Source organism: Clostridium mucosae (genome assembly GCF_024622765.1).
Classification (GTDB): Bacteria; Bacillota; Clostridia; order Clostridiales; family Clostridiaceae; genus Clostridium.
This window is the reverse complement of sequence record NZ_JANKAF010000008.1, coordinates 89,825-113,743: the sequence shown is the minus strand read 5'-3', so window position 1 is coordinate 113,743 and position 23,919 is coordinate 89,825. Positions and strand designations below refer to the sequence as shown.

Genomic DNA, 23,919 nt, shown 5'->3' with positions numbered 1-23,919 from the left:
CTTAATCATTAGATAATTATCTAACGTTTAATTCTTTAACTTTAGCAGCCTTACCTACTCTGTCTCTTAAGTAGAATAACTTAGCTCTTCTAACTTTACCTTTTCTTACAACTTCCATTTTATCAATGATTGGAGAGTTCATTGGGAAAGTTCTTTCTACTCCAGTTCCGTAAGCAACTCTTCTTACAGTGAAAGTTTCTCTTAATCCACCGTTTTGCTTCTTAATAACTGTTCCTTCAAACATTTGTACTCTTTCTCTTGTACCTTCTTTAATTTTAACGTATACTTTAACAGTATCTCCTACGTGGAAATTTGGAAGATCACTTCTCATTTGTTCTGCTTCAATAGCTCTTATTATTTCGTTCATTGTGTAGTCCCTCCTTAAATTTATATTAGACGTTCTTAACAAATACTTGACAGAGGACCGCCCGTACTAACACAAAGGTTATTTTAACATAAGTAATGTTATATTTCAACAATTTATTTATACTTTTCTAGTATTTTTTTATCCTCTTTAGTAAGAGTCATTTTATTATATAAGTCTTCTCTTTTTCTTTTAGTTATTATTAATGATTGAGCTCTTCTCCATTTTCTTATATTCTCATGATGTCCTGAAAGCAATATATCTGGAACCTTATCTCCTTCAAATTCCTCTGGTCTTGTATACTGTGGATATTCTAATAATCCATCTGAAAATGATTCATCAATATAACTTTCTTCTTTTCCCAAAACTCCATTTTTTAATCTTAATATAGAATCAATTATAGGAATTGCTGCCATTTCACCACCAGTCAATATAAAATCTCCTAATGATATTTCTAAATCTATATGCTTATAAACTCTTTCATCAATACCTTCATAATGTCCACACATAAATATAAGCTCATCTTCCTTTGCTAAGTCTTTAGCCATATCTTGATTAAAAGTTTTTCCTCGTGGTCCTAGAAAAATTACTTTTCCATTATTAGATTTTTTGCAATGCCTTATAGAATCTACTAATGGCTGAGGAGTCATTACCATTCCAACTCCTCCACCATAAGGATAATCATCTACTTTTTTGTGCTTATTCACTGTAAAATCTCTTATATTTATTGCATCTATTTCTACAAGTTTTTTTTCTTTAGCTTTTCCTATAATACTGTGATTAAATATATCAAACATTTCAGGAAATAATGTAAGAATATTAATCTTCATCTTGCCATTCTCCTACTGGTTTTATTGTAATTTTTCTATTTTCTACATCTATATCTGTCACTATATCCAAAAGAACAGGTATTAATAACTCCTTTGGTTTTCTTATCCAATACACATCATTATTTTTTGTTTGTATTACATCATAAACTTCCCCTAAAGATTTACCTTCTGTATCATAAACATTGCATCCTATTATATCTGCAATATAATATGTATCCTCTTCTAATGGAACTGCATATTCTCTTGGAATTTCCATATATTTATTTTTATATTTTTCTGCTTCTTCTATAGAATCAATTCCTTCTATTTTCACTATTACTCTATCTTTTTGAAATTTACAACCTTGAATTTTTCTTTCTACTCCATCAATTAATACAAAATCTAAATCATTATATCTTTTAGGGTCATCAGTTAAAGCTATAACTTTTACTTCTCCTTTTAATCCATGAGTATTTACTATTTTCCCAACTCTTAAAATATCCCTCATTTTAGCACCTCTTTTTATTAAATTATTTATTTCAATTTATCTATTTAGCTTAGTATTGTCCATATATACTAAAGTTAAAACACTAATTTTAATTTAGCATATTTAATATTTCTAATATTTCTATAATATTTGATAGATACATTAGAAATATTACAATTAATTATATATTTTCTTATAGTAATTGTATGTTTAAAAAGAGTTAGGATTATCCTAACTCTTTACATCAATAATTTCAACTACTACTTTTTTGTCTTCTTTCATTGCTGCTGCTTTTACAACAGTTCTAATAGCTTTTGCTATTCTTCCCTGTTTACCAATTACTTTTCCCATGTCTGCAGGAGCAACCTTTAGTTCCAGAATAATTGATTGCTCTCCTTCGATTTCATTTACATGAACTTCATTTGGATTATCCACAAGGGATTTAGCTATAATTTCAATTAATTCCTTCATAAACACCTGTAATTATGATAATTACAGAGTTCACCTCCTAAAAATTACTTATTTAATCCTGCTTGAGCAAAAAGTCTCTTAACTACATCTGTAGGTTGAGCTCCATTTTGAACCCATTTAGTAGCTTTTTCTTCATTGATTTTAACTTCAGCTGGTTCAGTTAAAGGATTGTAGTATCCTATTTCTTCTATGAATCTACCATCTCTTGGTGCTCTTGAATCAGCAACTACTATTCTATAGAAAGGAGCTTTCTTTGCACCCATTCTTCTTAATCTGATTTTTACTGCCATGTTGTTTCACCTCCTTTAAAAGTATAATTTATATTAACTCATAAAAGGTAATTTACCAAAGAATCCTTTTTTAGATTTCTTTTGAAATGACTTCATTTGTTTCATTTGCTTTCTCATCATATCAAAGCCCTTAATGAGTTTATTTACTTCTTGTAATGATGTACCTGAACCTTTAGCAATTCTTTTCTTTCTTGAAGATGATCCAGCTATAAGCTTTGGATTTCTTCTTTCCTTTGGTGTCATTGAATGAATTATAGCTTTTACTCTGCCTAACTGTTTTTCACTAGCATCGAAATCTATATCTTTCACTTCCTTTGGAATCCCAGGCACCATTTCCATTATCTTGCTTAAAGATCCTAGTTTTTTCATTTGTTCCATTGCTGTTAAATAATCTTCATAAGTAAAATCATTTTCTAGCATTTTTGAGCTTAATTCTTGTGCTTCTTTATCGTCAAAGGCTTGCTGAGCTTTTTCTATTAATGAAAGGACATCTCCCATTCCTAATATTCTTGAAGCCATTCTATCTGGATAGAAAACTTCAAAATCACTCATTTTTTCACCCACACCAATAAACTTAATTGGTTTTTCTGTAACACTTCTAATTGATAAAGCTGCTCCACCTCTTGTGTCACCATCAAGCTTAGTTAATATAACACCAGAAACATCCAATGAATTATTAAAGCTTTCAGCAACATTTACGGCATCTTGACCTGTCATTGAATCTACTACAAGTAATACTTCTTGTGGATTTACCACTTCTTTGATAGATTTCAATTCTTCCATAAGATTTTCATCTATGTGCAGTCTACCTGCTGTATCTATTATTATTACATTATTTCCATTTTCCCTTGCATGAGCTATACCTGCTTTTGCAATATCAACAGGATTTACTTTATCACCCATTTGAAAAACCGGAATATCTATTTGCTTTCCAACTACCTCTAATTGTTTAATAGCTGCTGGTCTATATATATCACAAGCTACTAAAAGAGGTTTTTTATTTTGCTTTCTAAGTTGTAGTGCAAGCTTACCACTCATTGTAGTTTTACCTGCCCCTTGAAGACCAACCATCATTATAACTGTTGGACCTACAGAGTTAAAGTCTAATTTACTTTCACTACCTCCCATAAGATTAGTAAGTTCTTCGTTAACAATTTTTATAACTTGTTGAGCTGGAGTTAAGCTTTCTAAAACTTCATTTCCAACACACTTTTCACTAACGCTTGAAATAAACTTCTTAACTACTTTAAAGTTAACATCAGCTTCAAGTAACGCAAGTTTTACTTCTCTCATGGCTTCTTTTATATCTTTTTCAGTTAGCTTTCCTTTGCCCTTAAGCTTCTTAAAAGCTTCCTGTAACTTATCGGATAAACCTTCAAAAGCCACGTTAATCCCTCCTATGATCTTATAAATCTTCTAAAATACTTTTATATTTATTATAATCATCTTCAGATATTGAGTATTTATTTTTTAAATCCTCAAGAAGACTTATAATTACTTTTTCTTGATTAAAACTTTTTTTAAGTAAATTAAGTTTACTTTCATAGGATAGAAATTGTTTATAGCATCTCTTTATTAAATCATGGATAGCCTGACGACTCGTGTTATTCAATTCAGCAATTTCAGCTAAGGATAAATCCTCATTATAGTAAAGCTCCATAATTTTATACTGTTTCTCTGTTAATAATGGACCATATAAATCCATTAATAATGAAATCTCAACCCTATCTTCCATTTCATCACCTTACCCACAAAAGAGATTTTAACAAAACAATTCTATACTGTCAAGTATTTTTACTTAACACCCAATAAAAATTTTGTTCAAAATTTTTAAATGTACAATTGATAATTATCAATTGTTAAAACAGTGCTTCTGCAAATCCTTCTGCATCGAATTCTTGAAGGTCATCTATTCCTTCTCCTACACCTATATATCTAACTGGTATATTTAACGTGTTTTTAATTGAAATTACAACTCCACCTTTAGCTGTTCCATCTAGCTTAGTTAATATAATACCATCAATAGGGCAAGCCTCCATAAATTGTTTTGCTTGAATTACGGCATTTTGACCTGTAGTTGCATCTAATACTAAAAGTGTTTCTTTTGATGCATCATTAAATTCTCTATCTATTATTCTGCCTATTTTAGATAATTCATCCATAAGATTTTTCTTATTATGAAGCCTTCCTGCTGTATCACATATTAATAAATCAATATTTCTTGACTTAGCTGCATTTACAGCATCAAAAACTACTGCTGCTGGATCAGAACCTTCCATATGCTTTACTAAGTCTACCCCTGCTCTTTCACTCCATACTTCTAGTTGGTCTATAGCAGCTGCTCTAAATGTATCTGCTGCTGCAAGTAATACTTTTTTACCTTCTTCTTTACTCTTTGCTGCAAGCTTCCCTATAGAAGTAGTCTTACCTACTCCATTTACACCTATTACAAGTAATACTTTCTTTTTAGAAGCTATATCTTCTTCTTTTCCTTCTGTTCCTTCAAGTAATATATCTTTGATTACAGCTTTTAAAGCTGGATAAACTTCACTTGGATCATTAATTTTTTCTTTTCTTATTTTTGCTTTTAATCTATCTATAATTTCTACTGTTGTATCCATTCCTATATCAGACATAACCAAAATTTCTTCTAATTCTTCATATAAATCTTCGTCTATAGTAATAGCTAGTTTTAGTGTTTCATTTATTTTATCTGTAAGTGCATCCTTTGTTTTTGAAAGTCCTGATTTTAAATTGTCAAATATTTTTCCAAATATGGCCATAGTTTACCTCCTAATTATCTTTGCTTAAGTCAACAGAAACTACTTTTGAAACTCCTTTTTCTTCCATAGTCACTCCATACATAACATCACTTGCTTCCATGGTACCTTTTCTATGTGTAATAACTATAAATTGTATATTCTCAGAGAATTCCTTTAAAAACTCTGCATATCTATATACATTTGCATCATCTAATGCTGCTTCAATTTCATCTAATATACAAAATGGTGTTGGCTTCATCTTTAAAATTGCAAATAAAAGTGCTATAGCAGAAAGGACTTTTTCTCCACCTGACATTAAATTTATATTTTGAAGCTTTTTACCTGGTGGTTGAACATTTATTTCTATATTAGCTGTTAGTTCATCACCTTCACCTAAAATAAGTTCTGCATTTCCACCTTTAAATAAATCCTTGAATGTTTCATTAAAGTTTTTATTTAGTATCTTGAAATTTTCTCTAAATAACTCTTGCATCTTTGAAGTCATTTCATTAATAACAGTCATCAACTCATCTTTTGCTTTGTTTAAATCCTCTTCTTGAGCAGACATAAACTCATATTTTTCGCAAACTTCTTCATATTCTGCAATTGCTGCTAAATTTACTGTTCCAAGTGCAGTAATTTTAGCTTTTAACTTAAATATCTCATCCTTAACATTTGAAATATTTTCTATCTCTAATGCAATTTCAACAGCTTCTGCTAAGGTTAAATTTAATTCTTCATTTAACCTTTTATAATGATTTTCCCTTTCACTTTCTATTTTGGCATATGCTATTTCCCTTTTATTTAGCTCTCCTTCTAGATTTCTTAATGTTTCTATTAATTCATTAGTTTCTCCATCTTTTATTTTTAACCTATCCTTTAAAGTTATTCTTCTTACTTCATCAGACTTAAAAATATCTTCAAGTTCATTTAACCTCTTATTGATTTCATCTATTAAATTTACTTTTTCATCTATTTGATTTTTTAAGTAGTTTATATTTTTTTCCTTTTCAGTATTTTCAACTTTAAGCTTTAATATCTTTTCTTCTTTTTCTTTTTCATCTTTTTCTTTTCTTTTTATTTCTGATTCTTTTCCATAAACTACTTCGTCTAATGTTGCTTTATTTATTTTTATTTGCATAACTTCATCTTTTATTTTATCAAAGTTTTCCTTCTTTTCAATCAATAATGTTTGTAAATTTTGTGACTCATTTTTATTGCTCGAATTATTTTCTTTTAATTTCTCTAATAGTTCTTTTTTTATCTTTATTTCTTCTCTTAATCTATTTAAAGTTTCCTTATTTAAAGATAATTCTTTTTTTGAAACTTCAAGAGAGTTTTTAAGCTTATAACCTTCATTTTCTAATGCTTTAATTTCACTTTCAAATCTTGTTATGTCAATTGTCTTTTCATGGACTTCATCGCTTTTATTTAGATTTTCTTCATCTATTACTTTTATTTCTTCTTTTATTTTATTTAAAGACTCCTGCTCTAAAGAATATCTTTCTTTACTCTTTGATATATTTTCTTCTAATTCCTGAAGTTCTCTTCTTCTTCCTAAAATACTTGAATTATTTTTCTTATATATACTCCCTCCAGTAAGAGCTCCTCCTGGACTAATAACTTCACCATCTAAAGTAACTATTTTTAATTTATAATTTCCAAGTTTAGATATTTTTAAGGCACAATCCATATCTCTTGCTATTATTGTTTTACCTAAAGAATAATCCATTATTTCCTTAAATGTACTGTCAAACTCAATTAAATCAGATGCTAATCCTAAAAATCCAGGAACATTTTTTATATTGTCAGAAATTATTAATCTATTACCCTTAATAATATTTAATGGTAAAAAAGTCGCTCTTCCTAAAGAATTTTTCTTAAGATAATCTATTAATAGCTTTGCTACATTTTCATCTTTTGTAATTATATTTGAAATAGCTCCACCTAAAGCTATTTCTATAGCAGTTTCATACTCCTTATTCACAGTAAATATCTCACCTAAAACCTTAGTACCTTTTCCATAAGAAACCTGACCTTTTTCTATTCTTTCCATCAATCTCTTTACGGATAATTGATAACCTTCATAGCTTTTTTCTAAATCCTTTAAAGTTGTTAATTTACCTTCTAAAGTATTAATATTTTTAGATATTTCTCTTATAAGGCTTTCCTTCTTTGTTGCTGAACTACTAAAATTAGAAAGCTTTTTCTTATTTTCAATTATATTATTTTTTATTTCTTCTCTTACTTTTCTTGTTTCATCAATATTTTTCTTAAGGCCTAAAATTGTAGCTAAGTTAATACTTATATTTCCTTCAATAGTCTTTAAAGTATTTTCTCCATTTGCTCCTAGTTCCTCTTTATTTAAGATTTCTTTATTTAATAAAGCTATATTATTATTTATTTCTGATGTCTTCCTTAAAAGTTCAAATTCTTCATCTTTGAAATGTTGAATCTTTTTCTCTAACTCCTGAATTTCCCTATTTAAATCTTGTACTTCTTTTTCTAACCTCTTAATATCATCTTCTCTTTGTATTTGCTCTTTTATCTTTTCTTCTAGTTCCTTGCCTAAAAGTTTTTTTTCATCTATAGAAATTTTCAAACTCTTTTCTAAATCTTCTATTTCTGATGAGTCTCTCTTTATTACTTCATCTAAATTTTTTATTCTCTCTTTGAATATTTCTATATTCTTTAGACTTTGATTTAATTCTTCCTTTTTAGTATAATATTCACTTTTTTCTGCATTATTTTTGTTTTCTAACTCTTCTATCTTACTTTCTAGCAATAGAAGCTCTTCTTTGTCTTTATGTAACTTATTTCTTTTAGTTTCAATATCACTTTTTCTACCAGTTATATCTTCACTTATTCCATTAATTTCTTCGTCAATTCTACTTATATTATTAACTAAAACAGAAACTTCTTTAACTTTAAGCTCTTCTGCTAAAGTTTTATACTTTAAAGCCTTTTCTCTCTCTATTTTTAATGGCTCTATTCGCTCTTCATAAGTAGATATTATGTCTCGTATTCTAACTAAATTATTTTCAGTATTAGATAGCTTTCTTTCTGCTTCTTCTTTTCTTGACTTAAATTTAACTATACCTGCAGCTTCTTCTAATAGAGCTCTTCTATCTTCTGCTTTACCACTTAATATAGCTTCTATTTTACCTTGTCCAATAAGCGAATACCCCTCTTTACCTATCCCTGTATCCATAAACAAATTATTAATGTCTTTTAGCCTACATTTTTGATTGTTTATTAAATACTCTGTTTCACCAGATCTAAATATCCTTCTTGTAACAGTTACTTCTGAATAATCTGTATCCAATGAATTATCTGAGTTATCTAGCGTAAGTGAAACTTGAGCTAGTCCAACCGGTTTTCTAAACTGAGTCCCCGCAAATATGACATCCTCCATTTTTCCACCTCTAAGTGTTTTTACACTTTGTTCACCAAGAACCCATCTTACAGAATCAGATATATTACTTTTTCCACTTCCATTTGGACCTACTACTGCTGTTACTCCTTTTCTAAACTTTAACTGGGTTTTATCTGCAAAAGATTTAAAACCTCTTATTTCTAGGGATTTTAAAAACATAGATACACTCCTTACCTATATCAATGATACTACTAAACTCATTGAAAACATGATTGCTAAAATTATAGTAATTACATATATCATTTTTTGTCTTGTTTGCTTCTTCATAATTACCACTCCTATTCTTATTTAAGTTTATAGTAAAGATGCTAAAATATCAATAATAAGGTAGGCAAAATCTTGCCTACCTTATATACTAACCTTTTCTATTCTTTTTAGCACGATAATATTAACATTTCCTCTGTCTACTTTATCTTTGGTAGCTATTAGTATTTTTCCTTTATGATTATTTCTTAAGTTATTAAAATATACTTTCTTATTTGCATAAAGCTTACTTAAATCTTTTGAATTTATTTCAATAATTATATCTTCATTTTCATTTATGACAGATCCAATTTTATCACAAATTAAACTTCCCTCTACCAATTCTCTAAATGATGGATGGAACGGTCCATCTATTATATCTTTTCCCCATGTTATACTTTCAGTTGGCTGAAGACCTATTCTAATTATATTAACATTTGCATCTTTATATAGCCTATATAGATCTTTAGATATGTCAACAGCTTCTTCTAAGGAATACGGTTTATATTGACCTCTTTCATACATGGCAGCCATAGGTGTGTCTTTAATTACTAATGAAGGATATATCCTACATATATCCGGCTTCATTTTTATAGACTTCTTTACAGTTTCTATATCTTTTTCAAAAGTATCCCCTGGAAGTCCTGGCATTATTTGATGTCCTAATGTAATACCATATTCTTTTATTAGTTTAGAAGCTTTTTCTACATCTTCTGCACTATGCCCTCTTCCTGATAATCTTAACACTTCATCATCTAAAGATTGTACTCCAAGTTCAATTACATCTACCTTATAATCTTTTAAATAATCTAATATGTAATTATTTATTGCATCAGGTCTTGTAGACATTCTAATTTTATCTATATAACCTTTTTCTTTATATTCTTTTGCAACTGCTAGTAATTCTTTTTGTTTATTTACATTTATTGCAGTAAAAGTTCCTCCAAAAAATGATATTTCGACAGTTGCATTTTTATGATCTATAGTCTTAAGATATTCATCTACAGTTTCTCTTACATCTTTATCTGTAACTTCTTCATGAACAACTTTTGCTATTCTATCTTGATTACAAAATACACACTGATGCGGACACCCTTGATGAGATATAAATATTGGTATTATATAATGTCTTTTACTCATTTAATTCCTCCAAGTTTCTTAAGGCTTCTTTAGCTGCATTTTGCTCTGATTCTTTTTTGCTATAACCTTCACCTTTTCCAAGCTCTTTATCTTCAATTAAAACTGAGGTATAGAACTTTCTCCTGTGTGGAGGTCCTTCATACTTAAGTAATTCATATATTATAGAGACTTCACCTGACTTTTGCATTTCCTCTTGAAGCTTAGTTTTATAATCTAAAACAATATCATTATTTATTGCTTTATTTATTATTTCTTTAAAGTGGCCTAAAATATAATCCTTAACAAATTCAAGCCCTTTATCTAAGTAAATTCCTGCAAGTAAAGCCTCTACAGCATCAGCTATTATAGAAACCCTTTCTCTTCCTCCTGTTAGCTCTTCACCCCTACTTATTCTAATAAAATATCCTAAATTTAATTTTTTACCAATTTCATAAAGTGAGTTTTCACAAACTATAAGGCTTCTTATTTTTGTTAATTCACCTTCACTCTTATTTTTATAATTTAAGAAAAGATACTCAGTTATACATAACTGTAATATAGAATCTCCTAAAAATTCAAATCTTTCATTATACTCTTGATCTTTGTGTTGATTTGCGTAAGAACTATGTGTTAATGCTGTTTTTAAAAGCTTTGGCTCATTAAACGTTAATCCTATACTATCCTCAACTTCTTTTATATTAAACTTCGCCATTTCGTACACTCCTTGAAGTTTATTCTTCAATTTGCTTTTTAAGAAACTCTTTTTAATAGAGCAAATTCAAGAATAAACCAAATTCTCCTGTATATTTTAAATATAAAATCCCGCATTAAAGCGGGATTATATTATTCTTCAACATGATTCTTTAAATACTTAACTACATCTCCGACAGTTTTAAAATTTTCTGCTTCTTCATCTGGGATTTCAGTATCTAGCTCGTCTTCTAAAGCCATCATAAGTTCAACTAAATCTAATGAATCTGCATTTAAATCGTCAACGAATGAAGAATCCATTGTTATATCATCTTCGTTAATGCTTAATTTTTCAGCTATTATTTCTTTAACTTTCTCAAACATCTAATTCACCTCCTACATACATCATTTAGATAATATTATATATTATTTATCTAGTCAATATGCATATTGGAATAAATTATATATTATTTTGAAGTTCTTCTTTTATTTTTTCTAATACACCATTGTCATAAAAAGTTTTTGTTTGCCTTATAGCATTTTTAAAAGCTTTTCCATCTGAACTTCCATGAGCTTTAATACAAATACCTTCTACGCCTAAAAATGGTGCTCCACCATATTCTTTATAATCAAATTTCACTTTTAATGACTTAAATACAGAACTTAAAAGACCAGCACCTATTTTACTCATTATACCACCTGATAAAATTTCTTCTTTTATCATGTTTAATAATGTTGATGCTACCCCTTCATACATTTTTAACAATGTATTTCCTACAAAGCCATCACAAACTAAAACATTTACATCACCTTTTGATGTATCTCTTGGTTCTACATTACCAATAAAATTCAAACTATCTTCTTCTTTTAACAGCTTATGAACAGTTTTAGTTAATTCGTTCCCTTTTTCTTCTTCTGCACCTATATTAACAAGCCCTACTGAAGGATTATCATTCCCTAGTACACCTTGATAATATACTTTCCCCATCTTAGCAAATTGAACTAAGTAATTAGGCTTACAATCTACATTTGCTCCAGCATCTACTATCATGAAACTACCATTTTTACCAGGCATAATTGGAGCAAGTGCTGGTCTCTCTACACCTTTTATCCTTCCAACTATAAGTGTACAACCTGCTAAAAATGCACCTGTACTACCTGCTGATATAATAGCATCACATTCTTTTTCTTTAACAAGTCTCAATGCTTTGCATATACTTGAATCCTTTTTCTTCTTTAAAGCCATTACAGGATGCTCATTTGGAGAAATAACCTCTCTTGCATCGACTATACTAATTAGTCCTTCATCATATTGGTATTTCTTTAGCTCTTCTTCTATTTGCTCTTTAGGACCTGTTATATAATATTCTATTCCTTCATATTCCTTCAAAGCTTGAATAACGCCTTCTACTACGGCTTTAGGTGCATTATCTCCACCCATACCATCTATAGCTATTTTCATAATACCACTTCGCCCCTTTTCTTTATATATAAAGAAAAGAAAGTCATTAGACTTTCTTTATTCTTCTACTGAAGCAACTACTTCTTTACCTTTATAGAATCCACAGTTCTTGCAAACTCTGTGAGCTAACTTCATTTCGTGACATTGTGGACACTCAACTATTCCAGGTAAGCTCGCCTTAAAAGTTTGAGCTCTTCTTGAATTTCTCTTTGCTCTATATGTTTTTCTAGCTGGATTTCCCATTACTACACCTCCTTATTTCCAAACAACTCTTGTAACTTTGCCAGTCTTAAGTCTACATCATTTGTCTCACATTGACAAGAACCTTCATTAAGATTTTTACCGCATTGGTAGCAAAGTCCCTTACAGTCATCTGTGCAAAGTCTCTTAATAGGTAAGGTTGAAATAATAACATTTTCAACTATTTTAGCAATATCTAAAGTATCGCTATCTACAAAAATAATTTCTTCATTATCTTGAAGTTCCTTATTATTTGTAAACCTTTCTTCTATATCAATATCTATTGGATAGATAAAGGCCTCTAGGCATCTTGAACAATTTAATTTCAATTTTGTTTTTATTGAAGCTTTTAAAGTTAAAACATCTTCAACAGAGATAACATTTCCAACTAAATTTACAGCTTCTACAGCTTCTATTTTTTCTCCATCAAAATAAAGTGGAGCTAATTCATATGTTACATTGATTTCTTTTTTTCTTTTCTTTGATGAAATTAAGTCTGAAAATTGTATAATCATATGTACTGCTCTAGACAATGTCCTCATATCCTTCAGGATACATTATACACCTTATGTGTATAGCTTGAGCAAAGCTTCATTTCACTCCTTAGATAAATATTTGCCGAATAAACACAATTTATTATATAAAGTGCATGATTAAAAGTCAAGCAATTTATTCTAAATAACCCAACTAATAATTATGCACTCTAAAAATCAACTACTTTATTAGTTCAACAGTATCTCTTGCTATAACTAATTCTTCATTAGTTGGTATAACAAAAGCTTTTACCTTACAACCATCTTTAGATATTTCTCTTACTTTACCTCTAACATTATTTCTTTCAGTATCTACTTCTACTCCTAAGAATTCTAATCCTTTTAGAATTGACTCTCTAGTTTCTGGTCCATTTTCTCCAACTCCAGCAGTAAATACTATAGCATCAACGCCACCCATTATAGCAGCATATGATCCAATTGTAGCTCTTACTTTATATTCAAATATAGCAAGTGCTAATTTAGCTCTATGAATTCCTTCTTTAAATGCAGCATCTTCAATATCTCTAAAATCTGAGCTAATTCCTGATATTCCAAGAACACCTGATTTCTTATTTAATAAATCGTTAACTTCATCAATTGATAAACCTTCTTCTTTCATTAAGAAAGTAACTATAGCTGGATCTATATTCCCACTTCTTGTTCCCATAGCTACCCCTTCAAGTGGAGTGAATCCCATTGATGTATCTATAGATACACCATTCTTAACAGCGCATAAACTTGCACCATTTCCTAAATGGCATGTAACTATTTTTAAATCTTTTATATCTTTTCCCATAACTTCTGCTACTTTTTGAGAAACATATTTATGAGAAGTACCATGGAATCCATATTTTCTTATTCCATGTTTATTATATAAATCATATGGAAGAGCATATAAATATGCTTCTTCTGGCATTGTACCATGGAAAGCAGTATCAAATACAGCTACCATTGGTGTATTTGGCATTAAATCCTCACAAGCTTCAATACCTATCATGTTAGCTGGATTGTGAAGAGGAGCTAATTTAAAGCAATCTTTAATATAGTCCTTAACTTCTTCATTTATAACTACAGAATTTTTATATTTTTCTCCACCATGAACAACTCTATGTCCAACAGCTGTTATTTCATCCATTGATGAAATAACTCCATTTTCTGCATCTATCAATGCATCTAAAACTAACTTTATAGCTATCTTATGATCATTCATAGGTTGCTTAACTATATACTTATCTCTTCCTTCAACCTTTTGAGTTAAAACTGATCCTTCAATTCCTATTCTTTCTACTAATCCTTGAGCTAATGATTCTTCAGTAGCCATATCGATTAATTGATATTTTAGTGATGAACTACCACAATTAATTACTAATACTTTCATTTGTTTTACTCCTTCCTAATGGATAATTATTTTTGAGCTTGCGCTTGAACAGCAGTTAATGCAACAACATTAACTATATCATCAGAGCTACATCCTCTTGATAAATCATTTATTGGCTTTGCAAAACCTTGACACATAGGACCTATAGCCTCTGCATTAGCAAATCTTTGAACTAATTTATATCCTATATTACCACTTTGTAAATCTGGGAATATTAATACATTAGCTTTACCTGCAACATTACTATTTGGAGCCTTTTGTGCTGCTACTTTATCAACTATAGCTGCATCTAATTGTAATTCTCCATCTATTAAAAGGTCTGGTCTTAATTCCTTTGCAAGTTCTGTAGCTTTTCTTACTTTATCAACCATTTCATGATCTGCACTTCCCATTGTTGAGAATGAAAGCATTGCCACTCTTGGTTCTACCTTGCAAAGATTTCTAGCTGTGTCCGCTGTAGCTATTGCTATTGCAGCTAATTGTTCGTAATTTGGATTTGGGTTAACTGCACAATCTGAGAATAGAAGCATACCTTCTTCTCCATATTTAGATCCAGGTACCATCATTATAAAGAAACTTGAAACAACTGACACTCCTGGGGCAGTCTTTATTATTTGTAATCCTGGTCTAAGTAAGTCTCCTGTCGTATGTACAGCACCTGATACCATTCCATCAGCATCATCTAACTTAACCATCATAGTCCCAAAATATAACGGATCTTTTACTATTTTTTCTGCCTTTTCTAAGGTCATACCTTTACTTTTTCTTAATTCATAAAACTCATTAATATAAGTTTCTAATCTTTCTGAATTATTTGGATCAACTACTTCTATTCCTTCTAAGTTTACTCCTAATTCTTTAGCCTTTTCATTAATTCTAGTATTATCTCCAACTAAAACTGGATAAGCTAAACCAAGCTCTTGGATTCTTTGAGCTGCTACTAAAGTTCTCTCCTCATCACCTTCTGGAAGAACTATTCTTCTTTTATCAGCTTTAGCTGCATCCCATAATTTATTCATAAGTTCCATAATATTTACTCCTTTCAAAAAGACACGGACTCATCTTCATATACTAATATACTCCTAAGTAACTATAATTTTCAACATAAAAATAGCCGAAAGATTTAATTCTTTATATTATAAATATTCAGAATATTCTCCTCGTATTTATAGTCCTCATCTTTCATATTAATCTTTTAATAAATTTTTATTATGCTATAATAATTTTATATTTCCCAATAAGGAGTGTATTTATGAATATAACAGGAATAATAACAGAATATAATCCTTTTCACAACGGTCATCTTTACCACTTAAATTCTGCAAAAAAAGAAACGAATTGCGATGGCATAGTTTGTATAATGAGCGGAAATTTTGTTCAAAGAGGTGAACCCGCATTAATTGATAAATGGAAAAGAACTGAAATGGCAATTTTAAATGGTGTTGACTTAGTTATTGAATTACCTACTTTTTATGCTTTATCTTCTGCAGAATTTTTCGCAAAAGGTTCTATATATATTCTTGACTCAATCGGTGTAATCAATAACATTTTTTTTGGAAGTGAATGCGGCAATATAAGTTACTTAGAAAAAATCGCTAAAACATTAACAATTGAATCCTATGATTTACAATCTAAAATTAAAGAAAATTTAAAAACTGGAATGACCTTTGCTAAAGCAAGAGAACTATCTTTAAAAGAGATATTAAAAGATGACTCTCTTGAAGAAGTCTTATCCAGCTCAAATAATATTTTAGGAATTGAATACATAAAATCTCTAATAAATTTAAATAGTTCTATTGTCCCAATGACTTTAAAACGAGAAGGGGCAAGATATAACGATAAATCATTAACTAGTACTTTTGCTTCAGCAACAAGTATCAGAGAAAACTTAAAAAAAGATTTATCTTTAGAAGAACTAAATAAATATTTACCTAGTGTATCTTTAGATATTCTTTATTCATTAAAAGAAATTAATTACCCTTTTGTATTTGAAAGAGAAATGTATCCATACATTAAGTATAAACTACTAACTAATTGTATAGATTTTAACAATCTTTTCGAAATAAAAGAAGGCTTAGATAACAAATTTTTAAAGGAAATTTGCAACAGTAATTCATATGAAGATTTAATATTCAAAGTAAAAAGTAAGAGATATACATATACAAAAATTTCTAGATTAATGGCTCAGATATATTTATCTTTAGATAAGTATTCACATGAGGAACTAATTAAACCAACAAATCTGTATGCTAGAGTTCTTGGTTTCAATAACACTGGAAGATCTATATTAAAAGAAATGAAAAAAAAATCAAAAATACCAATTATAACAAAAGTGCCTAAAAATATAAATAACCCTTTATTGAATTTAGATATTCAAGCAACTAAGGCATACTCAATCTTAAATAACAAATTAAATCCATTAAGTGATTATTTTAAATCACCTATAATAAAAGATTAATATTAAAAAGTCATAGGCATATAAATACTATATAGGAGGTTAATTTTATGTTTAGTATTTTTGTTTTATGGCTTTTTGTTTTTTTTCTTGTAGCTTTATTATTAAAACTTTTAAATGTAAAAAAGAATTATGTAATTTGCTTTGCAATCACAATTTTTATTATTATATTTGTTGTAAATTTACAAGTCAGTATGGCTGCAGCCATAAATGGAGCAAAACTAGTTGTAGCTGCAATATTACCAACAATTTTTCCGTTTAGTGTTATATGTAATTTACTAATTTATTATGATGGTATAGGACTTTACTCAAAAATACTAGGTCCATTGCTTTGCAAACCATTAGGTCTTTCAAAAACTTGCTCTTTCCCATTAGCTGCAAGCTTTATATGCGGCTATCCTTTAGGAGCAAAGTATTCTTCAGATATTTATGAACTTGGATATATACATAAAAGCGAGTATGAAAGGCTATTAAATATAGCTTCTAATGCAGGTCCTATTTTCATATTAGGATCAGTTGCTGCTTCTATGCTTTATAATATAAAATTTGGATATATCTTATTAATTGCCAATTACTTATCTATAATTATTGTAGGTTTTTTAACAAGAAAAAAAACTATTAATATTATTTCATCTAATAATATTAATAGTACTTATAAAGAACATCCTTTTGGAACTAATTTGAAAAATTCCATAGAAGGTGCTATTACTACAACTATCAATGTAGGTGCCTTTGTAATAATATTTTCTGTAGTTATAAGCATAATAAAAAGCAACACTTATATAAGTACTGCTTTTGAAACTTTGGAAAACTTAATTAAATTACCATCTGGAACTTTATACAACTTATTTTTAGGTAGTATTGAATTTACAAACGGATGTAAATTAATATCTATATCCAATATATCTATGAACTTAAAATTAAGCATGATGAGTTTTATTTTATCATTTTCAAGCTTATCAGTTATAGCTCAAGTAAGCTCTATAGTAAGCAAAAGTAATCCAAATATGAAAAAATATATTTTTTATAAATTTATCCAAGGAGTAATAAGTTTTGTAATAACCTTTGTAGTAAGTAATATATTATTATCTTCAATACCTACTTCAAATATAACTCCAAGTGAAAATTATACTATTTTAACATTTTATAAATTTTTTATTCCTATATTAATATTCTTTACTATAACACTATTAATATCGATGATAGTAAAAAACTTTAAAAGAAGATTACATTCCTCTTAATTCTGAAATGTTTTCTTTAATTTTATCTCCTGTACTACTTAATTTTTCATCTATATCTTTTGCTGCCATTTCAAAAGATTTTTGCATATTTTCAATTAGCGTATTTCTTTTTTCTTCAATTTCTCTATCTAATTGAGCTAAAATTTCTGTTGAATATTCTCTAGAACCAATTCTAATTGCCTTAGCATCTCTTTGAGCTAGGGCAATTATTTCATTAGCTCTTATTTTTGCTTCCTTAACTATATCATGATTTTCAACTTTCTGCTTCATCATTTCCATAATTTCACTTTTGGTTGATTCATAATGCTTTTGAGCATCACCTAAAATTCTATCCTTTTCAGTCATTACCCATTGTGCTTTTTTTAATTGATCTGGAAGATAATTTACTACTTGATCTATTACTTCTAAGAATTCCTTCTTATCTATTACACTTTTACCTGTTATAGGTACCTTAGGTGCTGTTTCAATTAATTCCTCTAAGTATTCTAAAAGTTCTATAATATTAACTTCAATCTTCTCCATACCTCTTCCCCCTTGATAAAAATCATTAAAATCTATCCATAACTTCTGTAATTAATTCTTCAGGTACAAGACCTTTAATATTTCCACCAAACTTTGCTACTTGCTTTACTGAAGATGAACTTACGTAAGAATATTCTGAAGAAGTCATAATGAATACAGTTTCTATATCTGAATCAAGTTTAGAATTCATAAGTGCCATTTGAAATTCATATTCAAAGTCAGATACTGTTCTAAGACCCTTTAATATAACTTTTGAATTATGCATTCTTGCAAAATCCACTAACAATCCATCAAAGCTTAAGACTTCTACATTTTTTAAATCCTTAGTAACTTTTTTTATTAACTCAACTCTTTCTTCAATGTCAAATAAACATTTTTTATCCATATTTACTAGCACTGCAACTATAAGCTTATCATAAATTTTAGCGCCCCTAGTAATTATATCTAAGTGACCATTAGTAATAGGATCAAAACTTCCTGGATAAACTGCTATATTCATATCTCTCACCTTTTAAATTACTCCTCATATTTATAAAAACATACTGTTGTATTACCATACTTTCTACTTTGTAATAACTTTATATCTTTATATCCATCATATATTTCTTCTATAGAATCTATTTTAGTGACTATTATTCCACTTTCTTTTAGCATATTATTTTCTTTAATTATTTTTATTGCTTCTGGAATCATTTCCTTACAATAAGGTGGATCTATAAATATAATATCAAAAATCTTTCCTTTTTTATTTAACATTTTTAAAGCATCATATGAATCCATATTTAATGGAGTACAAAAATCTTGAAATTTTAAATTTTCTACATTTTGTTTTAATAAAGGAAATGTTGTGTTACTTTTATCAATTAAATAAACTTCTTTAGCTCCTCTACTTGCTGCTTCTAAACCAAGACTTCCTGTCCCTGCAAAAACATCTACAACAACTGCTTCTGGTATGTATCCTTGAATTATACTAAACATAGCTTCTTTTACTCTATCTAAAGTTGGTCTAGTTTCCATAGTTGCAGGAGGTATTAATTTTCTTCCTCTTGCTTTTCCTGCTATTATTCTCATTTAGTTTCCTCCTTAGGTACTATCATTTCAATTTTAACATAATATTTCTTTATATACAATTTTTTTAGTTAAAACAAATATATCGACTATATCTCTCAATTGAATTAGATATTTCATTACATAATTTTACATGCTCTATTTTATCAGAGTTAATTAAATTATTAGCTTCATATCTTGCACATTTCAATATATCTATATCTTCATATATATCTGCAAGAACAAGCCCAATATCCCCACTTTGCTTAAGTCCAAACATTTCACCTGCACCTCTTAGCTTAAGATCTTGTTCTGATATATAAAAACCATCTGTTGACTCTGTCATTATTTCCATTCTCTTTTTTGTCTTTTCATTTTTAGCTTTTCCTATTAAAATACAATATGATTCATATTGCCCTCTTCCTACTCTCCCTCTTAATTGATGAAGTTGTGCTAATCCAAATCTTTCTGAATTCTCTATAATCATCATTGATGCATTAGGCACATTTACACCTACCTCAATAACAGTGGTTGAAATAATAACTTTTACTTTATTATCTTTAAATAAGTTTATGAGCTCATCTTTTTCTTTTGGCTTCATTTTACCATGTAATATTTCTACACTCACATTCCTGAATACACCATCTTTTAATTCTTCATAAAGCTTTTCTACTGAATTTAATTCCATTTTCTCATTTTCTTCAATTAAAGGACAAACTATATAAACTTGCCTTCCTTTTCCTATTTCATCTAAAGCTAAATCATACGCTAACATTCTATCATTTTCAGAATAAAATCTTGTATCTATTTTCTTTCTTCCTGGAGGCAACTTATCAATTATTGATACATCTAAATCAGAATACATATATAAAGCTAGTGTCCTAGGAATAGGTGTAGCTGTCATAACTAAAACATCTGGTCTTCTTCCCTTGTTTATAAGCTTACTTCTTTGTTCAACACCAAATCTATGTTGTTCATCAGTAATAACAAGTCCTAAATTGGTAAAATCTACATCTTCTTGTATTAACGCATGTGTTCCTATAACTATTAATGGTTCTCCAGTTGATATTCTTTCTTTTATTCTTCTTTTTTCTTTTAAACTAGTACTTCCAGTTAGCAATTCAACTTCTACATTGAAATTTTTTAAAATTTTCAATGTTTCTTCATAATGTTGATTAGCGAGTATTTCTGTAGGAACCATTAAAGAAGCTTGGAACCCATTTTTTATAACATTAAACATAGCTATTATGGCAACAATAGTTTTTCCACTACCAACATCCCCTTGAACTAACCTGTTCATAGAATATTTACTTTTTTGATCTCTTAAGATTTCTCTAACAACTTTTGTTTGTGCATCTGTTAAATTAAAAGGTAATGATTCCTTTAACAAAGTTAATTCTTTATGCCAATAAAAAGAAATACCATCATTGCTTCTTAACTTATTTTTAAGTAATAACAGTTTCATTGAGTAGGTAAATAATTCTTGAAATTTTAATCTTATAACTGCTTGATTTAAATCACCTTTTCCTTTTGGAAAATGTATTTCTCTGATAGCTTTATCAAGACCTATCATATTATACTTATCTAAAATTTCCTTTGGTAAATTATCTGTTATTATTACTTCATCTAATATCTGATTTATAAGCTTTGTAATTATCCTATCACTTAAATCACCCTTTAATGGATATTTGGGGATAATTTCGCTTTTTTTTGCATCTCTACATCCAACCATAGGATTTATTACTTCTAATAAATTTCCTGTTCTTTTAAACTTCCCAACTAAATCATAAGATTCATTTAATCTATAAGAATTTTTTATGTATCTTTGATTAAACCATTTTGCGATAACTATATGTCCTTTATAATCAAATTTTATTGCAGATATTATCTTACCAGTTTTAGTTTTAACATCTCTATCGTATCCTATTACTCTACAAGTTAAAATTTGTTTTTCTTCGCCATCTATTTCATTAAAGTCAACATCACCTTTAATAAATTCATAATCTCTAGGAAAATATAAAAGTAAATCATATATGGTAAATATCCCACATTTATTAAGCTTTTCAGTAAGCTTTGGTCCCACTCCTTTTAGAGTAGATATTTCCATAAATATATTCATTTGCTCACCTCAAAATTTTAATTCAATAAATATTAAAGCACAAGTTTCCACTTATGTAAATAAAGTAGTAACTTGTGCTCTTATCATTATTCCACTGACATTAAGAAGTAATAAAGAGGTTGTGCTCCTCTGTAGCATTGAACATCTAAATCTTCATACTTTTCTTCTATTTCTTCTGCAAATTTTTCTGCTTCTTCTTCAGTAACATCTGCACCATATAATATTGTTATAAGTTCACTTTCTTCATCTATCATCTCAGCAAGTACTTCTTTTGCGACATCACAATATGATGATCCAACTTTCTTTATCTTGCCTTCAATTAGTCCAAGCATATTTCCTTCTTTTATTTCTATTCCATCCATTTCTGTATCTCTTACAGCATAAGTTACAGAACCTGTCTTAACCATTCCCATTGCTTCATTAAGATTATCTATATTTTCCTCAACTTCAGCTTCTGGATTAAACATAGTTATGCATGTTATCCCTTGAGGAATTGTAGTTGTTGGAATAACTTTAACATCTTTATCAGATATTTCAGCTGCTTGATTTGCTGACATTATTATATTTTTATTATTAGGTAAAACAAATATATGTTCAGCATTTAATTTAGATACACACTCCATTATATCTTGAGTTGAAGGATTCATCGTTTGACCACCTTCTATAACATAATCAACACCTAAATCTTTAAATATATTCGTTATTCCTTCTCCCATAGCAACTGCTACGAAAGCATATTTCTTCTTTTCTTGCTCTAATTCTTCAACAGCAGCTTCACCTTCAAAATGATTTGAATCATCTACATGAGCTTCTTTATATTCTTCTTTACTTAAAAGCACTTCTCTATGCTCTTCTCTCATATTATCTATTTTTATTTTAGATAATTCTCCTAATTTAACAGCCTTTGCTAAAACAGCACCAGGATCATTAGTATGAATATGTACTTTTATTACATCTTCATATCCAACTACAACTTGTGAGTCTCCCATAGGTATTATTTCATCTCTAAATTTGTCTGCTTTAATAGCATCTGCAAGAATTATAAATTCAGTACAATATCCAAATTTTATATCAATATCTTCTGTACCTTGAGCTCCTTGCATTTTAGATGAAGCTGGCTTAATATCTTTTATTTCTGCTTTTATATCATCTTTTAAAGCATCATACATCCCTTTAAGGATAATATATAATCCCATTCCACCTGAATCTACAACCTTAGCCTTCTTTAAAGCTGGTAATAAATCTGGAGTTTTATCTAACATTATTTTTGCTTCTGTTACTATAACATCCATAAGATCTACCACATCTTTAACATCTGTATCTATAGCTGCTTCTGCAGCTGCTCTAATTACAGAAAGTATAGTTCCTTCTGTTGGTCTCATAACTGCTTTATAAGCAGCATTACTACCTTCTTTAAACGCTATTGCAAGTTCTACAGTGTCTACTTCAGTTTTTCCTTCTAATCCCTTAGAGATACCTCTTAGTATTTGTGAAAGAATTACTCCTGAATTTCCTCTTGCACCCATTAAAGCTCCTTTTGCAAGCTTTTTTGAAGTTTCTGCAATTGAATCAGAATTTAATCCTTCTATCTCTTTAACCGCAGCTTTAAATGTAGCTGACATGTTTGTTCCTGTATCTCCATCTGGAACAGGGAATACATTTAAAGAATTAACGTATTCACTTTCTTCTAACAATCTATTGCTAGCGTTAACAACCATATTATAAAAATCATGGCCATTTATTTTCTGATATTTCATCTTTTTACCTCCTAGACTCTAACTGCTTGAACATTTACTGTAACAGATGAAACTTTTAATCCAGTAAAGTTTTCCACACTATAACGTACCTTTTGTATTATGTTATTTGCTATTACAGAAATCTTTGTTCCGTATTCAACCATAACATATAATTCTATAACTAATTTATCTTCATTAAACTTTAGCTTAACACCCTTACTTAAATTTTCTATTCTCATTAATTCCCATAAGCCTTCAGTGGCATTCTTAGAAACCATACCAACTACTCCATAGCACTCCATAGTTGAAAGTCCAACAATTTTTGCAAGTACCTCTTCAGAGTAATGTATATTTCCAAGTTCATTTGAATATCCTACCATATAGAATCCTCCTTATAAATATCCTTATACTATATTTTATATTACTTACATTTATTATTCAAGTAAATATTACATAGGTTAGTATATGGAAATATGCTTAGATATATAATTTTTTTTAATTTAAAAGTTTTTTCA

25 protein-coding genes are annotated in these 23,919 nt (G+C 28.9%); 2 read left to right on the top strand and 23 right to left on the bottom strand.

What is annotated here, in order from left to right:
• Window positions 1-16: 16 nt before the first annotated feature.
• The 17 genes from rplS to pta form a co-directional block, all read right to left on the bottom strand.
• Window positions 17-367 carry a 50S ribosomal protein L19 gene (gene rplS, locus NSA50_RS10720; RefSeq protein WP_195263625.1) on the bottom strand — a complete coding sequence of 117 codons (351 nt, stop codon included), beginning with the start codon at window positions 365-367 and terminating at the stop codon, window positions 17-19.
• Between the two features lie 113 nt (window positions 368-480).
• Window positions 481-1,194 carry a tRNA (guanosine(37)-N1)-methyltransferase TrmD gene (gene trmD / locus NSA50_RS10715; RefSeq protein ID WP_195263626.1) on the bottom strand — a complete coding sequence of 238 codons (714 nt, stop codon included), beginning with the start codon at window positions 1,192-1,194 and terminating at the stop codon, window positions 481-483.
• The gene (gene rimM / locus NSA50_RS10710) at window positions 1,184-1,681 is read right to left on the bottom strand and encodes a ribosome maturation factor RimM (RefSeq protein ID WP_008678380.1); all 498 of its coding nucleotides are present in this window, start codon (window positions 1,679-1,681) and stop codon (window positions 1,184-1,186) included. Before rimM ends, trmD begins: the two co-directional genes overlap by 11 nt.
• Before the next feature lie 210 nt (window positions 1,682-1,891).
• Window positions 1,892-2,131, bottom strand: coding sequence for a KH domain-containing protein (locus NSA50_RS10705; RefSeq protein WP_008678378.1), 240 nt, complete (start codon window positions 2,129-2,131; stop codon window positions 1,892-1,894).
• 44 nt (window positions 2,132-2,175) lie between these two features.
• Window positions 2,176-2,421 (bottom strand): 30S ribosomal protein S16, encoded by a 246-nt coding sequence (rpsP, locus tag NSA50_RS10700; RefSeq protein WP_008678375.1) that lies wholly within the window; start codon window positions 2,419-2,421, stop codon window positions 2,176-2,178.
• A 33-nt stretch (window positions 2,422-2,454) separates the two neighbouring features.
• A complete protein-coding gene (ffh, locus tag NSA50_RS10695; protein ID WP_257444992.1) occupies window positions 2,455-3,807 on the bottom strand; it encodes a signal recognition particle protein in 1,353 nt (450 codons plus the stop codon).
• 19 nt (window positions 3,808-3,826) lie between these two features.
• Window positions 3,827-4,156, bottom strand: a complete 330-nt coding sequence (locus tag NSA50_RS10690) for a putative DNA-binding protein (RefSeq protein ID WP_195263628.1) — start codon at window positions 4,154-4,156, stop codon at window positions 3,827-3,829.
• A gap of 124 nt (window positions 4,157-4,280) precedes the next feature.
• Window positions 4,281-5,198, bottom strand: coding sequence for a signal recognition particle-docking protein FtsY (ftsY, locus tag NSA50_RS10685; RefSeq protein WP_195263700.1), 918 nt, complete (start codon window positions 5,196-5,198; stop codon window positions 4,281-4,283).
• 16 nt (window positions 5,199-5,214) lie between these two features.
• Complete coding sequence (gene smc / locus NSA50_RS10680; protein WP_257444990.1) at window positions 5,215-8,778, bottom strand: chromosome segregation protein SMC; 3,564 nt, start codon at window positions 8,776-8,778, stop codon at window positions 5,215-5,217.
• Between the two features lie 189 nt (window positions 8,779-8,967).
• A complete protein-coding gene (locus NSA50_RS10675) occupies window positions 8,968-10,002 on the bottom strand; it encodes an elongator complex protein 3 (RefSeq protein WP_257444988.1) in 1,035 nt (344 codons plus the stop codon).
• Complete coding sequence (rnc, locus tag NSA50_RS10670; RefSeq protein ID WP_195263631.1) at window positions 9,995-10,693, bottom strand: ribonuclease III; 699 nt, start codon at window positions 10,691-10,693, stop codon at window positions 9,995-9,997. The genes NSA50_RS10675 and rnc overlap by 8 nt, the downstream gene beginning before the upstream one ends.
• Window positions 10,694-10,824: 131 nt before the next feature.
• The gene (gene acpP, locus NSA50_RS10665) at window positions 10,825-11,055 is read right to left on the bottom strand and encodes an acyl carrier protein (RefSeq protein WP_008678360.1); all 231 of its coding nucleotides are present in this window, start codon (window positions 11,053-11,055) and stop codon (window positions 10,825-10,827) included.
• A gap of 76 nt (window positions 11,056-11,131) precedes the next feature.
• Window positions 11,132-12,133, bottom strand: a complete 1,002-nt coding sequence (gene plsX, locus NSA50_RS10660; protein ID WP_195263632.1) for a phosphate acyltransferase PlsX — start codon at window positions 12,131-12,133, stop codon at window positions 11,132-11,134.
• A gap of 57 nt (window positions 12,134-12,190) precedes the next feature.
• Window positions 12,191-12,376 (bottom strand): 50S ribosomal protein L32, encoded by a 186-nt coding sequence (gene rpmF / locus NSA50_RS10655; protein ID WP_008678357.1) that lies wholly within the window; start codon window positions 12,374-12,376, stop codon window positions 12,191-12,193.
• Between the two features lie 2 nt (window positions 12,377-12,378).
• A complete protein-coding gene (locus NSA50_RS10650) occupies window positions 12,379-12,888 on the bottom strand; it encodes a YceD family protein (RefSeq protein ID WP_195263633.1) in 510 nt (169 codons plus the stop codon).
• Window positions 12,889-13,087: 199 nt separating this feature from the next.
• Window positions 13,088-14,284: an acetate kinase gene (locus tag NSA50_RS10645; RefSeq protein ID WP_195263634.1), complete on the bottom strand. Its 1,197-nt coding sequence runs from the start codon at window positions 14,282-14,284 to the stop codon at window positions 13,088-13,090.
• A 26-nt stretch (window positions 14,285-14,310) separates the two neighbouring features.
• The gene (pta, locus tag NSA50_RS10640) at window positions 14,311-15,312 is read right to left on the bottom strand and encodes a phosphate acetyltransferase (RefSeq protein WP_195263635.1); all 1,002 of its coding nucleotides are present in this window, start codon (window positions 15,310-15,312) and stop codon (window positions 14,311-14,313) included.
• 224 nt (window positions 15,313-15,536) lie between these two features.
• Between pta and NSA50_RS10635 the strand changes: the two genes are divergently transcribed.
• Window positions 15,537-16,742 carry a nucleotidyltransferase gene (locus tag NSA50_RS10635; RefSeq protein WP_195263636.1) on the top strand — a complete coding sequence of 402 codons (1,206 nt, stop codon included), beginning with the start codon at window positions 15,537-15,539 and terminating at the stop codon, window positions 16,740-16,742.
• A 47-nt stretch (window positions 16,743-16,789) separates the two neighbouring features.
• Window positions 16,790-17,980: a sporulation integral membrane protein YlbJ gene (gene ylbJ, locus NSA50_RS10630; protein WP_195428307.1), complete on the top strand. Its 1,191-nt coding sequence runs from the start codon at window positions 16,790-16,792 to the stop codon at window positions 17,978-17,980.
• Here ylbJ and NSA50_RS10625 read toward each other — a convergent pair.
• The 6 genes from NSA50_RS10625 to NSA50_RS10600 all read right to left on the bottom strand — a co-directional run bounded on the left by NSA50_RS10625 (window position 17,966) and on the right by NSA50_RS10600 (window position 23,784).
• A complete protein-coding gene (locus NSA50_RS10625; protein ID WP_195263638.1) occupies window positions 17,966-18,502 on the bottom strand; it encodes an ATPase in 537 nt (178 codons plus the stop codon). The two genes, ylbJ and NSA50_RS10625, sit on opposite strands and share 15 nt — an antisense overlap.
• Before the next feature lie 25 nt (window positions 18,503-18,527).
• Entirely contained in the window at window positions 18,528-19,001 is a 474-nt protein-coding gene (coaD, locus tag NSA50_RS10620; protein WP_195263639.1) for a pantetheine-phosphate adenylyltransferase, read from the bottom strand.
• A 17-nt stretch (window positions 19,002-19,018) separates the two neighbouring features.
• The gene (gene rsmD / locus NSA50_RS10615) at window positions 19,019-19,573 is read right to left on the bottom strand and encodes a 16S rRNA (guanine(966)-N(2))-methyltransferase RsmD (RefSeq protein ID WP_195263640.1); all 555 of its coding nucleotides are present in this window, start codon (window positions 19,571-19,573) and stop codon (window positions 19,019-19,021) included.
• Between the two features lie 64 nt (window positions 19,574-19,637).
• Window positions 19,638-21,668, bottom strand: a complete 2,031-nt coding sequence (recG, locus tag NSA50_RS10610) for an ATP-dependent DNA helicase RecG (RefSeq protein WP_195263641.1) — start codon at window positions 21,666-21,668, stop codon at window positions 19,638-19,640.
• 86 nt (window positions 21,669-21,754) lie between these two features.
• The gene (locus tag NSA50_RS10605; RefSeq protein WP_195263642.1) at window positions 21,755-23,425 is read right to left on the bottom strand and encodes a DAK2 domain-containing protein; all 1,671 of its coding nucleotides are present in this window, start codon (window positions 23,423-23,425) and stop codon (window positions 21,755-21,757) included.
• Window positions 23,426-23,436: 11 nt separating this feature from the next.
• Window positions 23,437-23,784 carry an Asp23/Gls24 family envelope stress response protein gene (locus NSA50_RS10600; protein WP_008678337.1) on the bottom strand — a complete coding sequence of 116 codons (348 nt, stop codon included), beginning with the start codon at window positions 23,782-23,784 and terminating at the stop codon, window positions 23,437-23,439.
• Window positions 23,785-23,919 lie beyond the last annotated feature (135 nt).